General features: G+C 75.1%; 12 protein-coding genes. 9 read left to right on the forward strand and 3 right to left on the reverse strand.

Annotated features, from left to right (window positions below):
- The first annotated feature begins 86 nt into the window (after positions 1-86).
- The 3 genes from ACMA1D_RS25275 (at position 87) to ACMA1D_RS25285 (ending at position 4194) form a co-directional block, all read left to right on the forward strand.
- Entirely contained in the window at positions 87-1436 is a 1350-nt protein-coding gene (locus tag ACMA1D_RS25275) for a hypothetical protein (RefSeq protein WP_414726303.1), read from the forward strand.
- 248 nt (positions 1437-1684) lie between these two features.
- Positions 1685-2770, forward strand: a complete 1086-nt coding sequence (locus ACMA1D_RS25280; protein WP_414726304.1) for a hypothetical protein — start codon at positions 1685-1687, stop codon at positions 2768-2770.
- Between the two features lie 239 nt (positions 2771-3009).
- Positions 3010-4194: a hypothetical protein gene (locus tag ACMA1D_RS25285; RefSeq protein ID WP_414726305.1), complete on the forward strand. Its 1185-nt coding sequence runs from the start codon at positions 3010-3012 to the stop codon at positions 4192-4194.
- A gap of 123 nt (positions 4195-4317) precedes the next feature.
- Here the strand turns inward: ACMA1D_RS25285 and ACMA1D_RS25290 are convergent, their stop codons facing one another.
- Positions 4318-6576, reverse strand: coding sequence for an alpha/beta fold hydrolase (locus tag ACMA1D_RS25290; protein ID WP_414726306.1), 2259 nt, complete (start codon positions 6574-6576; stop codon positions 4318-4320).
- Between the two features lie 686 nt (positions 6577-7262).
- Here ACMA1D_RS25290 and ACMA1D_RS25295 point away from each other — a divergent pair.
- The 4 genes from ACMA1D_RS25295 (at position 7263) to ACMA1D_RS25310 (ending at position 13019) form a co-directional block, all read left to right on the forward strand.
- Entirely contained in the window at positions 7263-7457 is a 195-nt protein-coding gene (locus tag ACMA1D_RS25295; protein WP_349995263.1) for a hypothetical protein, read from the forward strand.
- 855 nt (positions 7458-8312) lie between these two features.
- Entirely contained in the window at positions 8313-9320 is a 1008-nt protein-coding gene (mshB, locus tag ACMA1D_RS25300) for an N-acetyl-1-D-myo-inositol-2-amino-2-deoxy-alpha-D-glucopyranoside deacetylase (RefSeq protein ID WP_414726307.1), read from the forward strand.
- Positions 9317-9913, forward strand: coding sequence for a DUF6113 family protein (locus tag ACMA1D_RS25305; protein ID WP_414726308.1), 597 nt, complete (start codon positions 9317-9319; stop codon positions 9911-9913). Before mshB ends, ACMA1D_RS25305 begins: the two co-directional genes overlap by 4 nt.
- A gap of 199 nt (positions 9914-10112) precedes the next feature.
- Entirely contained in the window at positions 10113-13019 is a 2907-nt protein-coding gene (locus tag ACMA1D_RS25310; RefSeq protein ID WP_414726309.1) for a peptidoglycan binding domain-containing protein, read from the forward strand.
- A 374-nt stretch (positions 13020-13393) separates the two neighbouring features.
- On the opposite strand, the gene ACMA1D_RS25315 is transcribed toward ACMA1D_RS25310, so the two are convergent.
- Together ACMA1D_RS25315 and ACMA1D_RS25320 are read right to left on the reverse strand one after the other, a co-directional pair.
- Complete coding sequence (locus ACMA1D_RS25315; RefSeq protein ID WP_414726310.1) at positions 13394-14224, reverse strand: tetratricopeptide repeat protein; 831 nt, start codon at positions 14222-14224, stop codon at positions 13394-13396.
- 28 nt (positions 14225-14252) lie between these two features.
- Positions 14253-15533, reverse strand: coding sequence for a GNAT family N-acetyltransferase (locus ACMA1D_RS25320; protein WP_414726311.1), 1281 nt, complete (start codon positions 15531-15533; stop codon positions 14253-14255).
- Between the two features lie 140 nt (positions 15534-15673).
- Here ACMA1D_RS25320 and fdxA point away from each other — a divergent pair, with 140 nt between their 5' ends.
- Both fdxA and dapC read left to right on the forward strand, forming a co-directional pair.
- The gene (gene fdxA / locus ACMA1D_RS25325; RefSeq protein ID WP_176163910.1) at positions 15674-16000 is read left to right on the forward strand and encodes a ferredoxin; all 327 of its coding nucleotides are present in this window, start codon (positions 15674-15676) and stop codon (positions 15998-16000) included.
- A gap of 421 nt (positions 16001-16421) precedes the next feature.
- Positions 16422-17173, forward strand: a 752-nt coding sequence (dapC, locus tag ACMA1D_RS25330; protein ID WP_414726312.1) for a succinyldiaminopimelate transaminase, incomplete at its 3' end; no start/stop codon positions are given.

Genomic DNA, 17173 nt, shown 5'->3' on the forward strand with positions numbered 1-17173 from the left:
CGTACTTGAGCACGCCGGGTCCTGGGTAGACCGGGGGTGCCGGGCGGCGGGGGCCGCTCTTCACACCGGCACCGAGGGGGACGGCCATGACGGGCCAGGCACAACCCATCAGGCGCGAGGTGCGGATCTTCGGCGCGTTGTACTGCGCCGTGCTCGCCGCCGTCTCGCTGGCCTGGATCATCCGCGACCTGGACCACGTCGACGAGAGCTCCGACCTGTGGTGGCACTGGGGCGGCCTGCGATTCGTGGTCGACACCGGCCTGGAGGGCGTGCCGGGGTCCTCGACCCTGGACCTGCTGCTGATCATCCTCTACGTGGTGGTCGGCGTCACCGCACTGAACTCGGCGGTCGCGGGCAGCGCCCTGGTCACCGTGGCGGTCACGACGGCCGTGCTGCGCCTGCCCAGCCTGTGGAACCTGCACGCGGACTGGATGTCGGAAGAAGCCGGTGGCGGACTGCTGACCAAGGCCCAACTCGGCGCCTGGGGCGCGGTGCTGGCGAGCATCGCGCTGGTTATCGCGGTCTCCGTCACGCGCACGCCCGGCGGCCCCACCCCATCCGGACCGCACGGGGCTCCTCCGCGCCCGCACGACCCGCCGCGCCCGTACGACCCCGCGCAGCCGTACGACTCCCCGCAGGCGCACGCCCCTGCCCAGCCGTACGGTGCGCCGCCGCTGCCCGGCCGTCCGCCGGGGCCTGCGCCCGCCGGGCCCGGCTTCGGTGGTGCCGGCCGCGGGTTCGGTGGCGGTGGTGCTGGCGCCGGCCAACAGGCCTTCCTCGCCCTGGCGTTGGTCTCCGCGGTCCTCGCCGGTTGGGAGATCTACCTGGCCCAGGAGTACGGCTGGGACCTCTACGAGCGCCGGATCACCGGTGAGCGCAACCTGGGGTCGCTGCTCGACGAGCCCTCCTCCTGGGTGGTCTGGTCCATCGTCCTGCTGGCGGCCGTGGGCGGCCTCGCCGTGCGCAACCGCGCTCCGGACGCCCGCCCGGTCGCCATGACCGCCGCCTTCCTGGTGCTCTACATGGCCGTCAGCAACGTGTCCTACTTCCTCAAGCTCGACATCCTCGACCACATGGACGAGGTGGAAACCGCCGGCAAGCTGCGCTTCTACTCGTGCTTCGCGGAGGCGCTCGCCGGCCTGGTGGTGCTGCTGGCCCTGGCCCCGCGCGGCCCCGCCCCGTACGCCGCGATCCCCGCTGGCTGGGGCCCACCACCCGGCCCACCCCCCGGCACCCCCGGCTACGACTCCGGCCGCCCGGCCCCCGGCGGCTACGGCACCCCGGGTCCGTACGGCACCGCCGGCGGGCACGGCGCGCCCGGCTACGGCCAGCCGCCCGCGGGCCCGCCCGGCTACGGCCCGCCGCCCGCCCAACCACCCGCCCAACCGCCCGCCGACCCGCCGCCGCCCGCATCGCCGCCACCCGGACGGTGGTGACCCGGACGGCTCCCCCGACGGCGCACATCGCGCGCGGGCACACGCGTGTCGGAACGAGTCTCGGCAAAACCCGGTGGCCGACACACGAATTCGTTACGCTGCCGACGGCCGGCGATCACGGAAGGTGAGCCGGCCGTCACGCCTTCGGCCTGCTTGCCGCCGCGTACGCGCGCGCCGGCCTGCCGCGGGCCGGGGAGGCGGGGCGGCGGGGGGCCGCTCCGAACACCGGTAGCGGGGGGACGCCCACCATGGGCCAGTTACAGACCATCAGACGCTGGATACGGATCGCTGGCGCGGCGTACTGCGCCCTGTTCGCGGCCATCTCGCTGGCCTGGATCATCCGGGACCTGCGGCGGTTCGGCGGCGCCGACGACCTGTGGTGGAACTGGAGCGGTTTCCCGGGTCAACTCTCCTACGGCCCGCACGGCTCCGCGTACCAGGATCTGCTGCTACTGGTCCTGTACGTGACGGTCGGCGTCATCGCGGTGCGCTCGGCCGTCGCGGGCAGCGCGCTGGTCACCGTGGCCGTCGCCACCGTCGGCCTGCGGCTGCCCGGCCTGTGGAACCTGCACACGAAGACCATGGACTACGTGCCAGACGGCCTCCTCACCAGGGCCCGACTCACCTGCTGGGCGGAGGTGCTGGCGAGCGTGGCGCTGCTGGCCGCGGTCCTGAGCGGCAGGCGGGGGGCACGGTCACGGCCGCAGTCGCAGGACTCCGGGGCGCACGCGTCTGACGCGTACCGGCCCGCGCCGTACGCGGCTGCGGCCCCGTACGAGGAGCGCGCCCCGTGGGCCCCGCCGGCCAGGCCCACCCAAGTCGGGGCGACGATCGGCCTGTTCGCCCTGGCGGGCGCCGGCGTCGCGATGATCGGCTGGCAGCTCTACGTGCTCTCGCGTGTCCACTGGCACACCTATCAAAAGCTGCTCGTCGATGTCAGGTTCAACGTCTCGCTGCTCGACCAGCCGCCGGCTTGGGAGACGTGGTTCGTGGCGCTGCTCGCGGTGGTGGCGGGCTGTGCGGCGCTGCGCCGTGCCCCGTCCGTACGGCCGCTCGGCACGATCGCGGCGTTCCTGGTGGGCGGCTTCGCGCTGATGGAATTCAGCCTGCTCCTGAGGTTCGACATCTACGACTACTGGAGCGAACTGCCCACCAATGCCCAGGTGCGCGCCCTGTTGGCCCCCGCCGAGGTCGTCGCCGGCCTGGTGGCGCTGTTGGCGCTGGCGCGGCGCGGGCCCGAGGTGCCGGGGAGTGCACAGGGCCCCGAGGACGCGCGGGGCGGCGCCGCCCCACAGGACCCGGTCGCGCCGGCGCAGTCGGCGGCGCCGCAGTAGCCGGCCGGGCGGACCGCGTGCCGACCCGCGCGGGTGTTCGGGCGAAATCCGGCGGCGGGCGCGGGGATTCGTTACGCTGCGCCTGATCGACGATCACGGAAGGTGAGCCGATCGGCACGGCTTCGGCCAGCCGGGGCCCGTGCGCGGAGCGCGTACCGGGCCCGAACGGGCCGGAGGGACGGGGGCGGCGGGGGGTCGCTTCCCGCATCGGGAGCAGGGGGACGCCTACCATGGGCCAGTTGCAGACCATCAGGCGCGAGGTGCGGATCGCGGGTGCGGCGTACTGCGCCATGTTCGCGGCCGTCTCGCTGGCCTGGATCATCCGGGACCTGTCGAAGATCGAGGACGGCGGCAGCCTGTGGTGGCACTGGAGCGGCGTGGAGGGGCCCACCTTCCTGGCCGGCTCCGCCTACCACGACCTGCTGTTGCTCGTGCTGTACGTGGCGGTCGGCGCCGCCGCGCTGCGCTCAGCCGTCGCGGGCAGCGCACTGGTCGCCGTCGCCGTCGCCACCATCGGCCTGCGGCTGCCCAGCCTGTGGTACCTGCGCTCCGGGATCATGGACTACCTGCCGGACGGCACCGTCACCCTGGCCCAACTCACCTGCTGGGCAGCGGTGTTGGCGAGCGTGGTGCTGGTGGCCGCGGTCTTCGCCGGCAGGACGGGGGGCCCGGCGGCGGCCGGGCCCACGCCGCTCGGAGTGATGGCCGCCCTGCTCCTGTTGGTGGGCGCCGGCGGCAGCATGATCGGCTGGCAGTTCTACGTGCTCCACAAGGTGAAGTGGCAGGAGTACGAGGAGATGCTCACCGGCTACCGGTACCACCTGGCGCTGCTCGACCTGCCCCCGGCCTGGGAGGTCTGGTTCGTGGCGCTGCTCGCGGTGGTGGCGGGCTGCGCGGCGCTGCGCCGTGCCCCGTCCGTCCGGCCGCTCGGCCTGATCGCGGCGTTCCTGGTGTTCGGCATCGCGGTGTTCGACGTGGTCCTGTACCTGAAGTTGGACTACTTCGCCGAGTGGGGCGACCTGCCGACCGCCGGGAAGGTGAACTTGCTCCTGACGGTCGCGGAGGCCGTCGCCGGGCTGCTGGCGTTCTTGGCGCTGGCGCCGCGCGGGCCCGAGGCGTTCGGGAGCGCGCCGCCCGGGGCCGCCCCGGGCGGCGGGGCCATCGCCGGCTGGGGGCCGCCCGGCCCGAGCGGTCCGGGTGGCGGGGCCGGGCCCGCCGGTTCCGGTGGCTTCGGCCCTCCGCCCGGTGCCGCGCCCGGCGCCGTGCCCGTCGGCAGCCCCGTGCAGCAGTCGCCCGGCGACGCGCGGGCCGACGCACCGCCCCGGCCCTCGACGCCCCCGCAGCCCGGAACGCCTCCGCAGGACGCAGCGCCCTCGCCATCCGCACCGCCCCCGCCGCCCGCGTCCCCGCCGTCCGGCGGGTGAGGCACGGCGGCCGGGGCGGGCGGCGGCCGGCGGCGGGTGGCGGTGGCGGCCCGAGTGGCGCGGGCCGGGCGGGCGCCGCACCGGCGGCTACCGGTCGCCGCCGGCCCAGGCCCTGGCCCCGGTCTAGCCCTCGGCCCCGCCCGCGGACGCCGGACCCGGGTTCGGCAGCCCCAGCGACCGCCGGAGGAAGTCCACCTGGAGCAGCAGCAGGTTCTCCGCCACCTGCTCCTGCGGCGTCATGTGGGTCACGCCGGACAGCGGCAGCACCTCGTGCGGGCGGCCGGCCGCCAGCAGGGCCGAGGAGAGGCGCAGGGCGTGCGCCACCACCACGTTGTCGTCGGCGAGACCGTGGATGATCATCATCGGGCGGGCCGGCTCCACCGCCCCGGACAGGCCGTCGTCGGTGATCAGCGAGTTGCGCGCGTACACGTCCGGCTGCTCGTCCGGCAGGCCCAGGTACCGCTCCGAGTAGTGCGTGTTGTACAGCCGCTGGTCGGTGACCGGCGCGCCGACGACGGCCGCGTGGAAGACGTCGGGGCGGCGCAGCGCCGCGACGCCGGCCAGGAACCCGCCGAAGGACCAGCCCCGGATGGCGACCTTGCCGAGGTCGAGCGGGAACCGGTCGGCGAGCCCGTGCAACGCGTCGACCTGGTCCTGGAGCGTCACCGAGGCGAACTCGTGCAAGACCGCCTTCTCCCAGCCGGGCGAGCGGCCCGGGCTGCCCCGCCCGTCCGCGACGATCACCGCGAACCCCTGGTCGGCGAACCACTGCGAGGTCAGGTACGCGTTGTGGGCCGCGAGCACCCGCTGCCCGTGCGGCCCGCCGTACGGGTCGAGCAGCACCGGCAGCGGCCCGTCGGCGGCGGTGTACCCGGTGGGCAGCAGCACGGCGCACGGGATGTTCCGCTCGCCGGAGTAGACCAGGTGCGGCGCGGCCGTGAGGACCGGCCGCTCGGCGTGGTTGGCGATCTCGGCCAGCCGCTCCCAGTCGGCGGGCGCGCGCTCCTCGTCCACCCGCACGACCCGCACCCGTACGCCCGGCTCGGCCAGGGTCAGCGAGGGCAGCACCAGGACGTCGCCGCCGCGCGCCGCCGAGGTCACCGCGGGCCCTTCGACCACCGCGAGCGGCTCGTGGCCGGCGGGCACCCGGGGCAGCGGTGCGGCACCGGCCGGCGCGCCCTGGGCGGGCCGGAACCAGGCCCGGTAGACGCCGATCTCGCCCGGCACCGCCGGCAGTTCGGCCCCGGCGCCCGCCGCCGCGGAGAACAGCACGTCCCGCTCGCCGACCGAAAGGACCGCCCTGACCTGCAAAGTGTCCGAGGTGAGCCGCTGGTCACCGACGATCAGCACCCGGGCGCCGGCCTCGTCGGCGATCCGCACCAACTGCCCGTCCGGCGTCCACGCCGGCACCCCGGGGAAGAGTTCGAGCCACGCCCCGTTCTCGTCGTCCTCGTCCACGTGCACCGTACGGGTCTCGCCGGTGGCCGGGTCGACCGTCAGATAGCGCTGGGTGCGCTGGTCGCGGGACTGCACCAGGAGCAGCGGCGGCCCGTCGGCCGACCAGTGCACCCGCGCCAGGTACGGGAAGCGCTCCCGGTCCCAGACCACCTCGGTCCTGGTGCCGTCCAGCGTCAGGTGGACGAGGGTGACCTCGGCGTTGGGCGTGCCGGCCGCCGGATAGGCCACCTGCTCGGGCTCCCGGTCCGGGTTGGCCGGATCGGCGATCCACCAGCGCTGTACGGGACTGTCGTCCACCCGCGCGACCAGCAGGGCGTCGCTTGCCGGCGACCACCAGAAGCCGCGCGAGCGGTCCATCTCCTCCGCCGCGATGAACTCCGCCAGGCCGTAGCTGACGCCGGGCCCGTCCGGCTCGGCCAGCGCCCGGTCGCCGTCGCCGGTGCTGCCGATCACGCGCAGGGCGCCACCGGCCGCGTAGGCGACGTACCGGCCGTCGGGCGACGGCCGCGGGTCGATGACCGGCCCCGGCTCCCCGGTCAGCGCCAGCTCCCGGGTGGTCCCGGCGCGCAACTCGGCCACGAACAGCCGGCCCGAGAGCGCGAAGGCCGCCAACTCGACGACGCCGTCGGTCGCGTACCCGACCACCCCCGCCGCGCCCTCCCGGCTGCGTTCGCGCCGCGCCCGCTCCTCGGCCGAGAGCTCCTCGCTCGCGCCGCCGAGCAGCACGGCCGGGTCGGCGGCCGGATACTCGCGGCCCTCGGCCACGTCGAGCACCCACAACAGATGGCTCAGGTCGGTGCCGTGTCGGGAACGGAGGAAGGCGACGCGGGCGCCGTCCGGGGACACACTGAAGGCGCGCGGCGCGCCGAGGGTGAAGCGCTGCGTGCGCGCGTGCTGCCGAGGGAACGAGAGCTGTCCGGTCATGGGGCCGAGCCTACGGGCCGGACCTCCGTGGTGAGCGGGGGATTTCTGCCGCGCGCGGCCGGAGCCGCGGGTGGCTCGTCCGGCCGTGTCGACGGGAGGGGCCGGGCCGAACCGTCGCCGGGCTGGGGCGGACCGGGTGGGGGCGGGTCAGGAGGGGCCGGGCGGTGGGTCGGTCGCCGGGCGGGGCAGGGGACCGGTCGGCGGGCCGAGCGGTGGGCCGGGAGACAGCACGGCCGCTGACCATGGCGGTGGCACATCCGAACATGCATGCGCCCCTGTCATGCTCCCATGCATCACGATGTGCGAACCGACAGAAAGTTATGATCCCTTGCACATAGTGGGTATGCCTTGGAAGGTCTTAGGGCGAGCCCCGGCGCGGCGGGAGAAGACGGTATCTTCCCTGCGGCGTGTGCCAGTTGGGGCTGGAGTGGCGCATGGCACGGTGTGTCCATGGATGGATGTGCGGGAAGCGGGGTAGCCCTGGCCGACGGATGGCAGTGCATGGCCATGCACGGCAGGGCTGAGTACGGTGTTGCGGCGTTCGATGACCCAGGGCTGGGGAGGGGGACGGAATGAGCGGTGGTCATGTCCCGCTGGCCTCATTCCCGTGCTGGGGAACGCGGGTGATTGCCGGACAGATGTCCTGGACGGTCGTCATTGACACGGAATTCTGGAGGTGAGCCGCTGTGGTTCTGTCAGTATCGGCGGTATTGCTGCTGGGGATCATCGTCTTCCTGCTGGTCAAGAGGGACGGACTCAAGGTGCTCCACGTCTTGGCCTGCGTGATGTTGGGCTTCTATCTCGCCGGCTCGGACATGGCGCCCACCATCGACAAATTCGGCAACAACGTGGCGAACGCCATCGGGGACATCAAATTCTGACCCCGCCCCGGCCCCGCGTTCCGATCGGGAACTGAGCGGTTCGCCGGGCGCTGAGCGGTTCCAGGACCGGCCGCCCCCCGGCCGCGGTCCGTCGTGCGCGCGTACCCTCCGGGCCCCGTACGCGCGCGCTTCCGTCTGCCCTGACACCCACGGCTTCCGTACGCGCTGACGCGCTCCGCTCCCGTACGCGCCGGCGCGGGCGTTCCGGCCCGCCGGGCGGGGCGTTTCGGCGGTGCAGCGGGCGGGGCGCGGTGCGGGCACCGGGGGAGGGCGACCGGTGGCCCGCCCGCCGGGTGTGGGTCGCGTGGCCGGTCGATCGGCCGTACCTCCAGTGCTGCTGGTCTCCGGATCGGCTTCCCCGTAAGGGAGTTGGCGCGCTGCGGAATTCCCCTGGTGTTTCTCCCGCGTCGCGTTCCGCTTCTTCTCCGCGCTTCTTCTTCGGTGTCGACTGACGCGCTGGGCCATGGCCTTTGGTAGCAGGCGAAAGGGCGCCGGGAGCGTCCTGATCGGTGGCTACCGCATCGTCCGTGCACGCGTCGCCCGTCGATCTTCCCGCGTTCTTCGCCTCACTTTCGTCTCCTCCTCCCCCTCGCGCTGATTTCCCTGCGCCACCGTCTTTCTCCGCGTATTGCCGTACCGCGATGTGGCGCGCGTTCCCTCCAGGCAGTGGCCCGGGACGCGCCGGGCAGGGGCGCGGAAAGTGGTCATGCGCCGGCGTATTGGGCGGCGCGCTGCGGGCGGGGGCGGGCGCGAGGGGGCTTCGTGCGCCGTCCGGGCGGGGCGCTCCGTGCGGAGCGGCGCACTCCGGGGGCCGCCCGACGGCCGTGGCGGGAAGGGGGCTCGTAGGCTGTTCCCATGACCGTCCTTCCCGCCCGCCGTCTGCTCCTGGTGCACGCGCATCCGGACGACGAGTCGATCAACAACGGTGCCACCATGGCCGCGTACGCCGCGGCGGGCGCCCACGTCACGCTGGTCACCTGCACGCTCGGCGAGGAGGGTGAGGTCATCCCGGCCGACCTGGCCCACCTCGTCGCCGACCCGGCGCCCGGCGCCGCGCAGGTCGACCCGTCACGTCAGCCGACGTCGCCGTCGGGGATCGCGTTCTCGGCCGCCGGGGAGACCAGACCGCTCAGCGCCCTCGGCGCCCACCGGGCGGGCGAGCTGAGCGCGGCGATGAAGGCGCTCGGCGTCAGCGACCACCGGCTGCTGGGCGGCCCGGGCCGGTACCGCGACTCCGGGATGATGGGCACGCCGCAGAACCGGCGACCCGGCTCCTTCTGGCAGGCCGACACCGACGAGGCGGCGACCTGGCTGGTGGAGATCGTCCGCGAGGTCCGGCCGCAGGTGCTCGTCACGTACGACCCGCAGGGCGGCTACGGGCACCCCGACCACATCAAGGCGCACCGGGTGGCGGTCCGGGCGGCGGAGCTGGCCGCCGAGCGCGGGTTCCGGCGCGACCTCGGCGACGCGCACGACATCGCCAAGATCTACTGGAACTGCCTGCCCCGCTCGGTCGTCGAACCCGGCCTGGCGCGGGCGGCCGAACTGGCCGACGGCTCCGCCGGCGCGCCCTTCACCGGCGTCGCTGCACTCGCCGAACTGCCGGGCGTGGTCGAAGATGACCAGGTGACCACGGTGATAGACGGCTCCGCCCAGGCGGCGGCCAAGACGGCGGCGATGCGCGCGCACGCCACCCAGCTCACCGTGAGCGGCGACTTCTTCGCCCTCTCCAACGGCCTGGGGCAACCGCTGCCCAGTACGGAGTACTACCACCTCGCCCAGGGCAGCCCGGGCCCGGCCGGAGCCACCGGCGCCGCCTGGCCCGGCCGCGAGGACGACCTTTTCGCCGGAGTGGTGACATGAGCACGAACCCGGGTGCGGGCAAGGGCGCGGGCCAGGCCGGGAACGCGGCGGCCCCCTCCAGCGCGGCCAAGGGCGCCCGGAGCCGACAGGTCGCCCGGACGCCCGCGCGCAGCGGCGCCGGAGCCGCCGGCGCCCGCGGCCCGGGCGGTTCAGGTGGTTCCGGCGCCGGCGCCAGTGTCGCGCCGGGCGCCCCGTCCGGTGGCGGCGCCTGGCTGGCCAGGCCGTTCAGCCCGGCCCGGATCGCGGTGTACGCGCTCCTCGTCGTGGTCGGCGCGCTGGTCGGGATCGCCGGGGCGCTGGTGCAATCGGCGTGGTTCCCCGGCGGGTTGCTGCTGGCCCTGCTCGGGCTGGTCGCGCTCTGCGTCGGCGGCCTGTACGCCACCCGGGCACGGGCCGGCGCCTGGTCGTCCGCCGGCGGCTGGCTGGTCGTGGTGCTGTTCCTGACCGCGACCAGGCCCGAGGGCGACTTCGTGTTCGGGTCGGGAGTCGGCTCGTACCTCTTCCTGCTGGGCGGGATGTTCGCCGGTGTGATGTGCGCCACGGTCCCGAAGGTTCCGCAACCACAGGCCCCCGCCACCCGACTTGAGAAGTGACGTCCCTCTTTGGGAGTGACGTCCCAATGGACCCGGGCGCGGCCCCGTGTACTCGCTTGGAGTGGGGAAACGGCAGCCGACAAGTGTCGATCGGCCGTGCCCAGTATGGTGGTGCGCGCCGCCGAGCCTGCCCTGGCCTACGGCATGGGGAACCCCAGTGCGAGATGGGGGGCGGCGGAGCTAACTGGGAGAACCTGCTTTGAGCCGTGAATCTGACAGTTCGTCCTCCGGGCCCCAGGGTCGCGGCGACGCCGCCTACCCGTCGGGAACCCCGCCGTACGGATCGCGCCAGTATCCGTCGCCGCACCCGACCCAGGAGGCCCCGTACGACAACGCCGACGCAGCGCGTCCCCGGGCGTCGTCCGTGCCCGAGGAGCCGAAGACCGAGACCACGCTGACCACCCGCATCCGGATCAACATCCCCGGCTCCCGGCCGATCCCGCCGGTCGTGGTCCGCAAGCCGGTGGGTGACGAGGAGGCCGCGGGCTCGGGTGCCGGTGCGGCTCAGCCGAACGGGGCGGGTCGCGGCGGGCAGCGTTCGAGCAGTGCGAAGGGCGGCGGCCAGGACGGTTCGCGGCCGGGCGGCGCCGCCGGCGCTGGCCAGGGCCGGCCGCAGGCTGCGGGCCAGGCGCCCACCGGAGGCACCGCGTCCGGTGCCGGTTCCGGTGCGGTCGGCGGCGGTGACGCCGCGGGCAAGGGCGAGCCGGAGCGCAAGTCGGGCGAGCGGACCAGCGACTGGTTCGCGCCCAGGAAGACGAAGGGCCCGGCGGCCCCGGCGGCGCAGCAGCCGGCCGCCCCCGCCCCCGGCCCCTCGCCCGAGACCACCCAGGAGACCACCCAGCCGTTCCCCGCCTTCGGTGCGGACGGCCTGCCCGGTGACGGTCCCGCGGACGACGGTTACGTGGCCCGCTCGGAGCGGCCGGGACCGCTGGACCACCCGGGCCAGGGCGGCTACCAGGGCGCGCCCGGCTACGGCGAGCACGACAGCTTCGGCGGCCCCGGCGGGGTCGCGGGCGCCGGCGGCGGCCAGCCGTACTACTCGGACTACGCCGACGGCCCGTACGGCGGGGCGCCCGGCGGCGGCCAGCCCGATCCGCTGACCGACCCGTTGCCCGATCCGCTGACTGATCCACTGCCCGACCCGCTGACCGATCCGCTGGGCGGCTTCCCCGGTCCTGACCCCGGGCAGGGCCCCGGCGGCGGGCCGGAAGGGCCCGGCGCGGGCTACCCGCCGCCCGGCCCGCCGGCGCCCGGCGGATTCCCGTACGAGGACCAGGCGCAGCGCACCGACACGCCGGCCGACGGCTTCGCCAGCCCCTGGGCCGGCGGCGCGGGCCAGGCCGGCCCCGCAGGTCCTGCCGGCGGCCCCGCCGGCCCCACCGGCGGTCCCACCAGCGGCGACATGCCCGTACCGCCGCCGAGTTTCCCGCCGGGAGCGACCCCGCCGCCGGGCCTGGCGGCCGGCGGAGCACCCTTCGACGGGCCGGGCGGCGGCCCGGGCGCGCCCTTCGGGCAGGGCCCCGGCGGCGCGGGCGACCCCTTCGGCGGCCCGGGCGGTTCCGCTGGTTCCGCGGGACAGGGCGGTGCTGCTGGTGCGAACCGTTCGGCCGGCGCGGCCGGTCCCGCGGGTGCCCGGGACGCGTTCGCGGCGCCCGGCGCCCCGGGCTTCGACGGTCCGGGCGACCCGTTCGCCGGGCCGGCCGGCTCGGCGGGTGCGGGCGGCCCGGCGGGTTCCCCCGCGGTGGGCGCCGGTGGCGACACCACCCGGCTGACCCCGCAGCAGCCCCGTAAGAAGAAGGCCAAGGGCAAGGGCGGGGCGCAGGCCGGTGCCGGGGCGCCGCCCGGGCCGGCGGCCGGTGGCACCGGCGGGCTCGGCGCGACCACCCGCGGTGGCGAGAACCGGGCGCCCGGCGAGCCCGAACCGACCGACAGCGAGCGCGCCGCCAAGGCCGCGCTGGACGCGCTCGCCGCCGGCAAGCGCCCCAGCGGCCCGCCGCCCTCGGGGAACACCGTGGTCAGCGGCGTGCCCGCGGCCCCGGGCAACGCCGGAGCCAAGCCGCCGACCGGTGGCGCGGGCCAGGCGCCCGCCGCCCCCGCGCCGGCCCCCGCCCCGGCGCCCGCGCCCAAGCCCAGCGGTGCCAAGCCGAAGAAGAAGGGCCGTTCCAAGCTCGTCATGGCGGCCGTGGGCGTGGTCGGCGTGGTGTGCGTCGCGTACGGGGCGGGCCTGGTGCTCGGCCACGCGGACGTGCCCAACGGCACCACCGTGCTCGGCATCGACATCGGCGGCACGTCGAAGGAGGAGGCGGTCAAGAAGCTGAACACCAGGCTCGGCGACCGCACCACCGCCCCGATCAAGCTCTCCGTCGACGGTGAAGAGTTGGAGCTCAAGCCGACCGTCGCCGGCCTGTCGATCGACACCGAGGCCACCGTGCGGGAGACCGCGGGCCGGGACTACAACCCGGTGACCGTGATCGGCTCGCTGTTCGGCGGCTCCCGGGAGGCCGATGCCAAGGTCAAGGTGGACGAGGAGAAGCTGCGGGACGCCCTCGGGCGGCTCGCGGGCGACGGCTCGGGCACGGCGCGCGAGGGCAACATCACCTTCAAGCCGGGTGAGGCGGTGCCCTCCTACGGCAAGGCCGGCAAGTCGCTGGACGCCGACAAGTCGGTCGACGCGGTCGCCCAGGCGTACCGCGACCGGGCCGAGAGCGGCACGAACCGGACGGTGACCTTGCCGAGCGCGACCAAGCAGCCCGTCATCAGCAACGCCGAGGTCGACCGCAAGATGGAGACCTTCGCCAAGCCCGCGATGTCAGGGCTGATCACCGTCCGGGCCGGCGGCAAGTTCATCAACTTCGGCCCGGACCGCTCGCTGCCGCAGATCCTCTCCATGCGGGTCACCGACGGCAAGCTGGTCGAGCACTACGACCTGGACGCCATAAAGCAGCTCTACGGCGGCGTCTTCGACGGCGTCCTGGTGGAGCGCGGCAACGGCTCCAAGACCGGCGTCACCCCGACCGACGTGGCCGTCGCGATGGGCCGCGCCCTGGTCGGCAAGACCCAGGCCGAGCGGGACGTGGAGATCCCCAACGCCACCCTGGGCGGCTGACCCCGCCCCGCCCACGGGCCGTACCCGTCCGCCCGCCTGACGCCCCGCCACCATCCTGGTGAGCGGGGCGTCGGCGCTTGGTCGCCGGTGGCCGTGGGGTGTGGCCCGTGGTGGCGGTAGGGGGCGGCGCCGTCGGGGCCGGTGTCGCCGCTGGTGTCGTGGCGGCGCGTACGGCTGCGGGGCGCGCCTTCTCCCTCGTACGGGGGATGAAACGTGTTTTCTCGTACGGGGGATGGGGCGGGCCTTCTCGTACGAAGGGCGAGACGGGCTCGCTCGTACGGTGGCCTCGGCTGCGGCACGGGGCGCGGGTTCGTATGGTCCCGAACGCGCGCGGCCCCGGGGCGGGGCGGGCCCGCCTTCGGCCGTCGGACCGCCTAGTTGAGCAGGGCGCGGGCCGCGCGGGCCTCGCGGCGTACCGTTTCGGCCGAGCTCGGCTCCATGGCCGCGATGACCCTCGCGTACTCCTCAAGCTCGGCCGCCCCGCCCCTGAAGTCGCCGCGCTGGACGAGGAGTTGGGCCCGTTCGTAGCGCAGCCTCGCCGGATGGCTGGGCAGCAGCAGGGAGAGTTCGACCGCCCAGAGCTGGACGTCGGTGCGCTCGGGGCGGGCGGCGGCCCAGGCGCGGATGTTGTTCAGCACCCGCAGCACGATGTCCAGCGGGTCGGCGGGCGCGAGCAGGGCGGGCGAGAGCGGCGCCCCGGTGGTGCCCGCCACCAGGACCGCGGCCTCCTCCTCGGTCAGCGGCCGGCCGCCGTGGAAGGGGTCGACCAGGACGTGCCGCCCGGCGGGGTCGCCGAACCCGACGACGAAGTGGCCCGGCAGCGCCACCCCGTACACCGGCGCGCCCGCCCGTCGGGCCACCTCGATCCAGACCACCGACAGCAGGATCGGCAGCCCGCGGCGGCGCCGCAGCACCTGGTGCAACAGCGAGGAGTCCAGGCGCCGGTAGTCGGCCGGCGTGCCGTGGAAGCCCTCGGCGCCGCCCAGCAGTTCGGCGGCTGCGTCGGCCCAGGCGGCCCCGTCGCCGGGGGCGAAGGGCAGCAGTCCGGCGAGCCGGTCGAGTTCGATCTGTGCCGCGTCGAGGTCGTCCTCGGTGAACTCCGCATCGGCCTCCGCGCCCACCAGCAGGCACAGCAGGGCGAGGTCGGGGCGTTCGGCGCGCGCCGCGTCGGCGAAGAGCTTCCGTCGGTCCGTGCTGTCGTCCATGGCTGCCTCGTACCCGTCGTATGGCCGTTCAGCGGCTGTCGTCCTGCGGCGCGCGCCAGTGGTGGTAGGCGTGGTGGGGGGTGAAGCCGAGGCCCGTGTAGAGCGCGTGGGCCTGCGGGTTCTCGGCCTCGACTTGAAGGTAGGCGGCCGAGGCGCCCTCGGCCAGCGCAGCCTGTGCGAGGGCCGTCATCACCGCGGTCGCCAGGCCCAGGCGCCGGTACGCCGGAGCCACCTCGACCGCCGTGAAGCCGGCCCAGCGACCGTCCACCACGCACCGGCCGATCGCCACGGCCTCGGCCCCGGGCGCCGCACCGGCCCCGCCGGGCGCCGCACCGGCCCCGCCGGGCGCCACGGCCGCAGGCTCGCCGGGCGCCGCCGTCGGCGTGCCCGTGCCGGTCGCGCCCCCTGGCGCCGCCCCCGATCCGTCCTGCCCGCCCGCGCCCGCCCCGGAAGCCGCCCCTCCGCCCGGCTCGGCCCACACCGTGGCGAACCGTACCGACGGGCCGCCGGTGAGCACCGCGCGCACCTCCGGGGCGGGGCGCCCGAAGCGCTGGTAGCAGGAGAGCCAGGCGTCGCTGACCGTGCGGGAGAGCTCCATCCGCAGCCGCGGCCCGCCCGCGGGGCCGGCCGGTCGGCCACCGTCCGGCCACGGCTCGCGGTCGGCGAGCGGCGCGAGGGCGGCGATCCACACGTGCGCGCTGCCCTCCCGGGTCCAACCGCGGTCGGCCAGCTCGCCGCTCAACTCCCGCGGGGCGCCCGGGGCCCCGGTGCTCACCTGGAGGTAAGCGGGGAGGCCGCGTTCGGCGTACCATGCCCGCACCCGGTGCAGGGCCTCGTCGAGCGGCAGCCCGGGATCGCCGAGCGGCAGGACGGAATTGGCGCGCCGGGTGAAGCCGCCGGCCGCCCGCAACTCCCAGCCGACGCCGCAGCCGGGGCCGGTGTCCACGGCGCCGGCGGGGGCGAGCAGGGCCCGCTCGGCCGGTGGCCAGGCCCGGGCGGCGACGCGCTCCAGCTCCTGCACGTCGGTGGCGGGTATGCGCCGGCGGACCGGGGGGCGGCCGGCGCGGGCGCCGGGGGAGGGCGGAATGACCTTGCCGGCGACGAGCGTGGCTTCCGGAATGTGGACCACCTCGCCGTTTTTGCGCGTGATCCGCACCACACCCCCTGACCAGGATGCGAGTACCCCTACCGTGTCCGTGAACTTCTGGGGGCCGCCCCCTGGATCGTTCAGACGCCGAACCGAGACGCGTTTTCCCACGTCAACCGGGGAAATCCGGACCTCAAGTCGTCCGCCAGTGGTGAACTCCACAGCTCTGTCCGCCCCTCATGTTCGTCTCCTGCCCCGGAACGGAGATACTAGGTGTGGGCATCGACGACGCCGCGCTCCCGCGCGCCACGCGGCGGGTCCACCGACCGGTCCCGCCAGCCCTACCGAGGAGGAACGACAGCGTGACCTACGTCATCGCGGAGCCTTGTGTTGACCTGAAGGACAAGGCCTGCATCGAGGAATGCCCCGTCGACTGCATTTACGAGGGCTCGCGGTCCTTGTACATCCATCCTGACGAATGCGTCGACTGCGGTGCGTGTGAGCCGGTCTGCCCGGTCGAGGCCATCTTCTACGAGGATGACACTCCCGAGGAGTGGAAGGACTACTACAAGGCGAACGTCGAGTTCTTCGACGAGCTCGGCTCGCCCGGCGGCGCATCGAAGCTCGGCCTCATCGAGCGGGACCACCCCTTCATCGCAGCGCTCCCGCCGCAGAGCCACGACGAGTAGTCTCCGATTGCGGCGAGTGACCACGTTGCCTCGTCCCACTCCGCTAGGCTCCGCGCGGTGAGCGCGGTCTCGGTCCCGCACGGCCCTCCCCGCCCCCTGGGCGTGAGTGACGGCGCCGCGCGGGGCCGAGATGTTTTTACGGCGGGTCCCCGCACCCCGGGGCTCTGCGCGCCGGGTCTCCGTACGCTGATTCTCCGTACGCCCAGGCCCCGACCGGACCGGCGACCTCGGCAACGCCACCGCGCCGGGGCCGGCGCGTGCGACAGGGCCCCGCAGCCGGCAGGGCAGGTGGAACGCGACGGGCCGCGCGGCGCCCCGCCGGGCAGGTCATCCACCGCGCACCGCAGCCACGGCACGCACCGCAGCACCACCCGCACCACCCGCACCACTCGCACCACAGGACCGTAGGAAAGAGGCACCCGTGTCCCCCGTCACCGACCGCCTTCCCGTCTTTCCCTGGGATCGGCTGGAGCCGTACAAGGCCACCGCGAACGGACACCCCGACGGCATCGTGGACCTCTCCGTCGGCACCCCGGTCGACCCCGTCCCCGCCGCGGTCCAACGCGCGCTGACGGACGCCGCGAACAGCCCCGGGTACCCCACCGTCTGGGGCACGGTCGCGCTGCGGGACGCCATCTCGGGCTGGGTGGGACGGCGGCTCGGCGCCGGCGCGGTCACGCACGCGCAGGTGCTGCCCGTGGTCGGCTCCAAGGAACTGGTGGCCGCGCTGCCGACACAGCTCGGGCTCGGCCCCGGTGACGTGGTCGCCTTCCCGCGGCTCGCCTACCCGACGTACGAGGTGGGGGCGCGGCTCGCGCGGGCGACGCCGGTCGCGTACGACGAGGACGTCTTCGCCGACGAGGCGAAGCTGGCCGCGTTCGACCCGACCGGTCTGAAGCTGCTGTGGCTCAACTCGCCGTCCAACCCGACCGGCCGGGTGATGTCGGCCGACGAGCTGCGCCGCGCCGTCGCCTGGGCCAGGGAGCACGGGGTGCTGCTGGTCAGCGACGAGTGCTACCTGGAGCTCGGTTGGGAGGCCGACCCGGTCTCGGTGCTGCACGCGGACGTGTGCGGCGGTTCCTTCGACGGCCTGCTCGCCGTCCACTCGCTCTCCAAGCGGTCCAACCTGGCCGGCTACCGGGCCGGGGGGGGGGGGGGGGGGGGGGGGGGGGG

Origin of the sequence: Streptomyces sp. 796.1, from assembly GCF_047525675.1 — a bacterium.
GTDB lineage: Bacteria > Actinomycetota > Actinomycetes > Streptomycetales > Streptomycetaceae > Streptomyces.

Bases quoted from the DNA above. Each gene is read 5' to 3' on its own strand.
- ACMA1D_RS25275 (WP_414726303.1), top strand. From the start codon at position 87: ATGACGGGCCAGGCACAACCCATCAGGCGCGAGGTGCGGATCTTCGGC.
- ACMA1D_RS25280 (WP_414726304.1), top strand. From the start codon at position 1,685: ATGGGCCAGTTACAGACCATCAGACGCTGGATACGGATCGCTGGCGCG.
- ACMA1D_RS25290 (WP_414726306.1), bottom strand. From the start codon at position 6,576: ATGACCGGACAGCTCTCGTTCCCTCGGCAGCACGCGCGCACGCAGCGC.
- mshB (WP_414726307.1), top strand. From the start codon at position 8,313: ATGACCGTCCTTCCCGCCCGCCGTCTGCTCCTGGTGCACGCGCATCCG.
- ACMA1D_RS25305 (WP_414726308.1), top strand. From the start codon at position 9,317: ATGAGCACGAACCCGGGTGCGGGCAAGGGCGCGGGCCAGGCCGGGAAC.
- ACMA1D_RS25315 (WP_414726310.1), bottom strand. From the start codon at position 14,224: ATGGACGACAGCACGGACCGACGGAAGCTCTTCGCCGACGCGGCGCGC.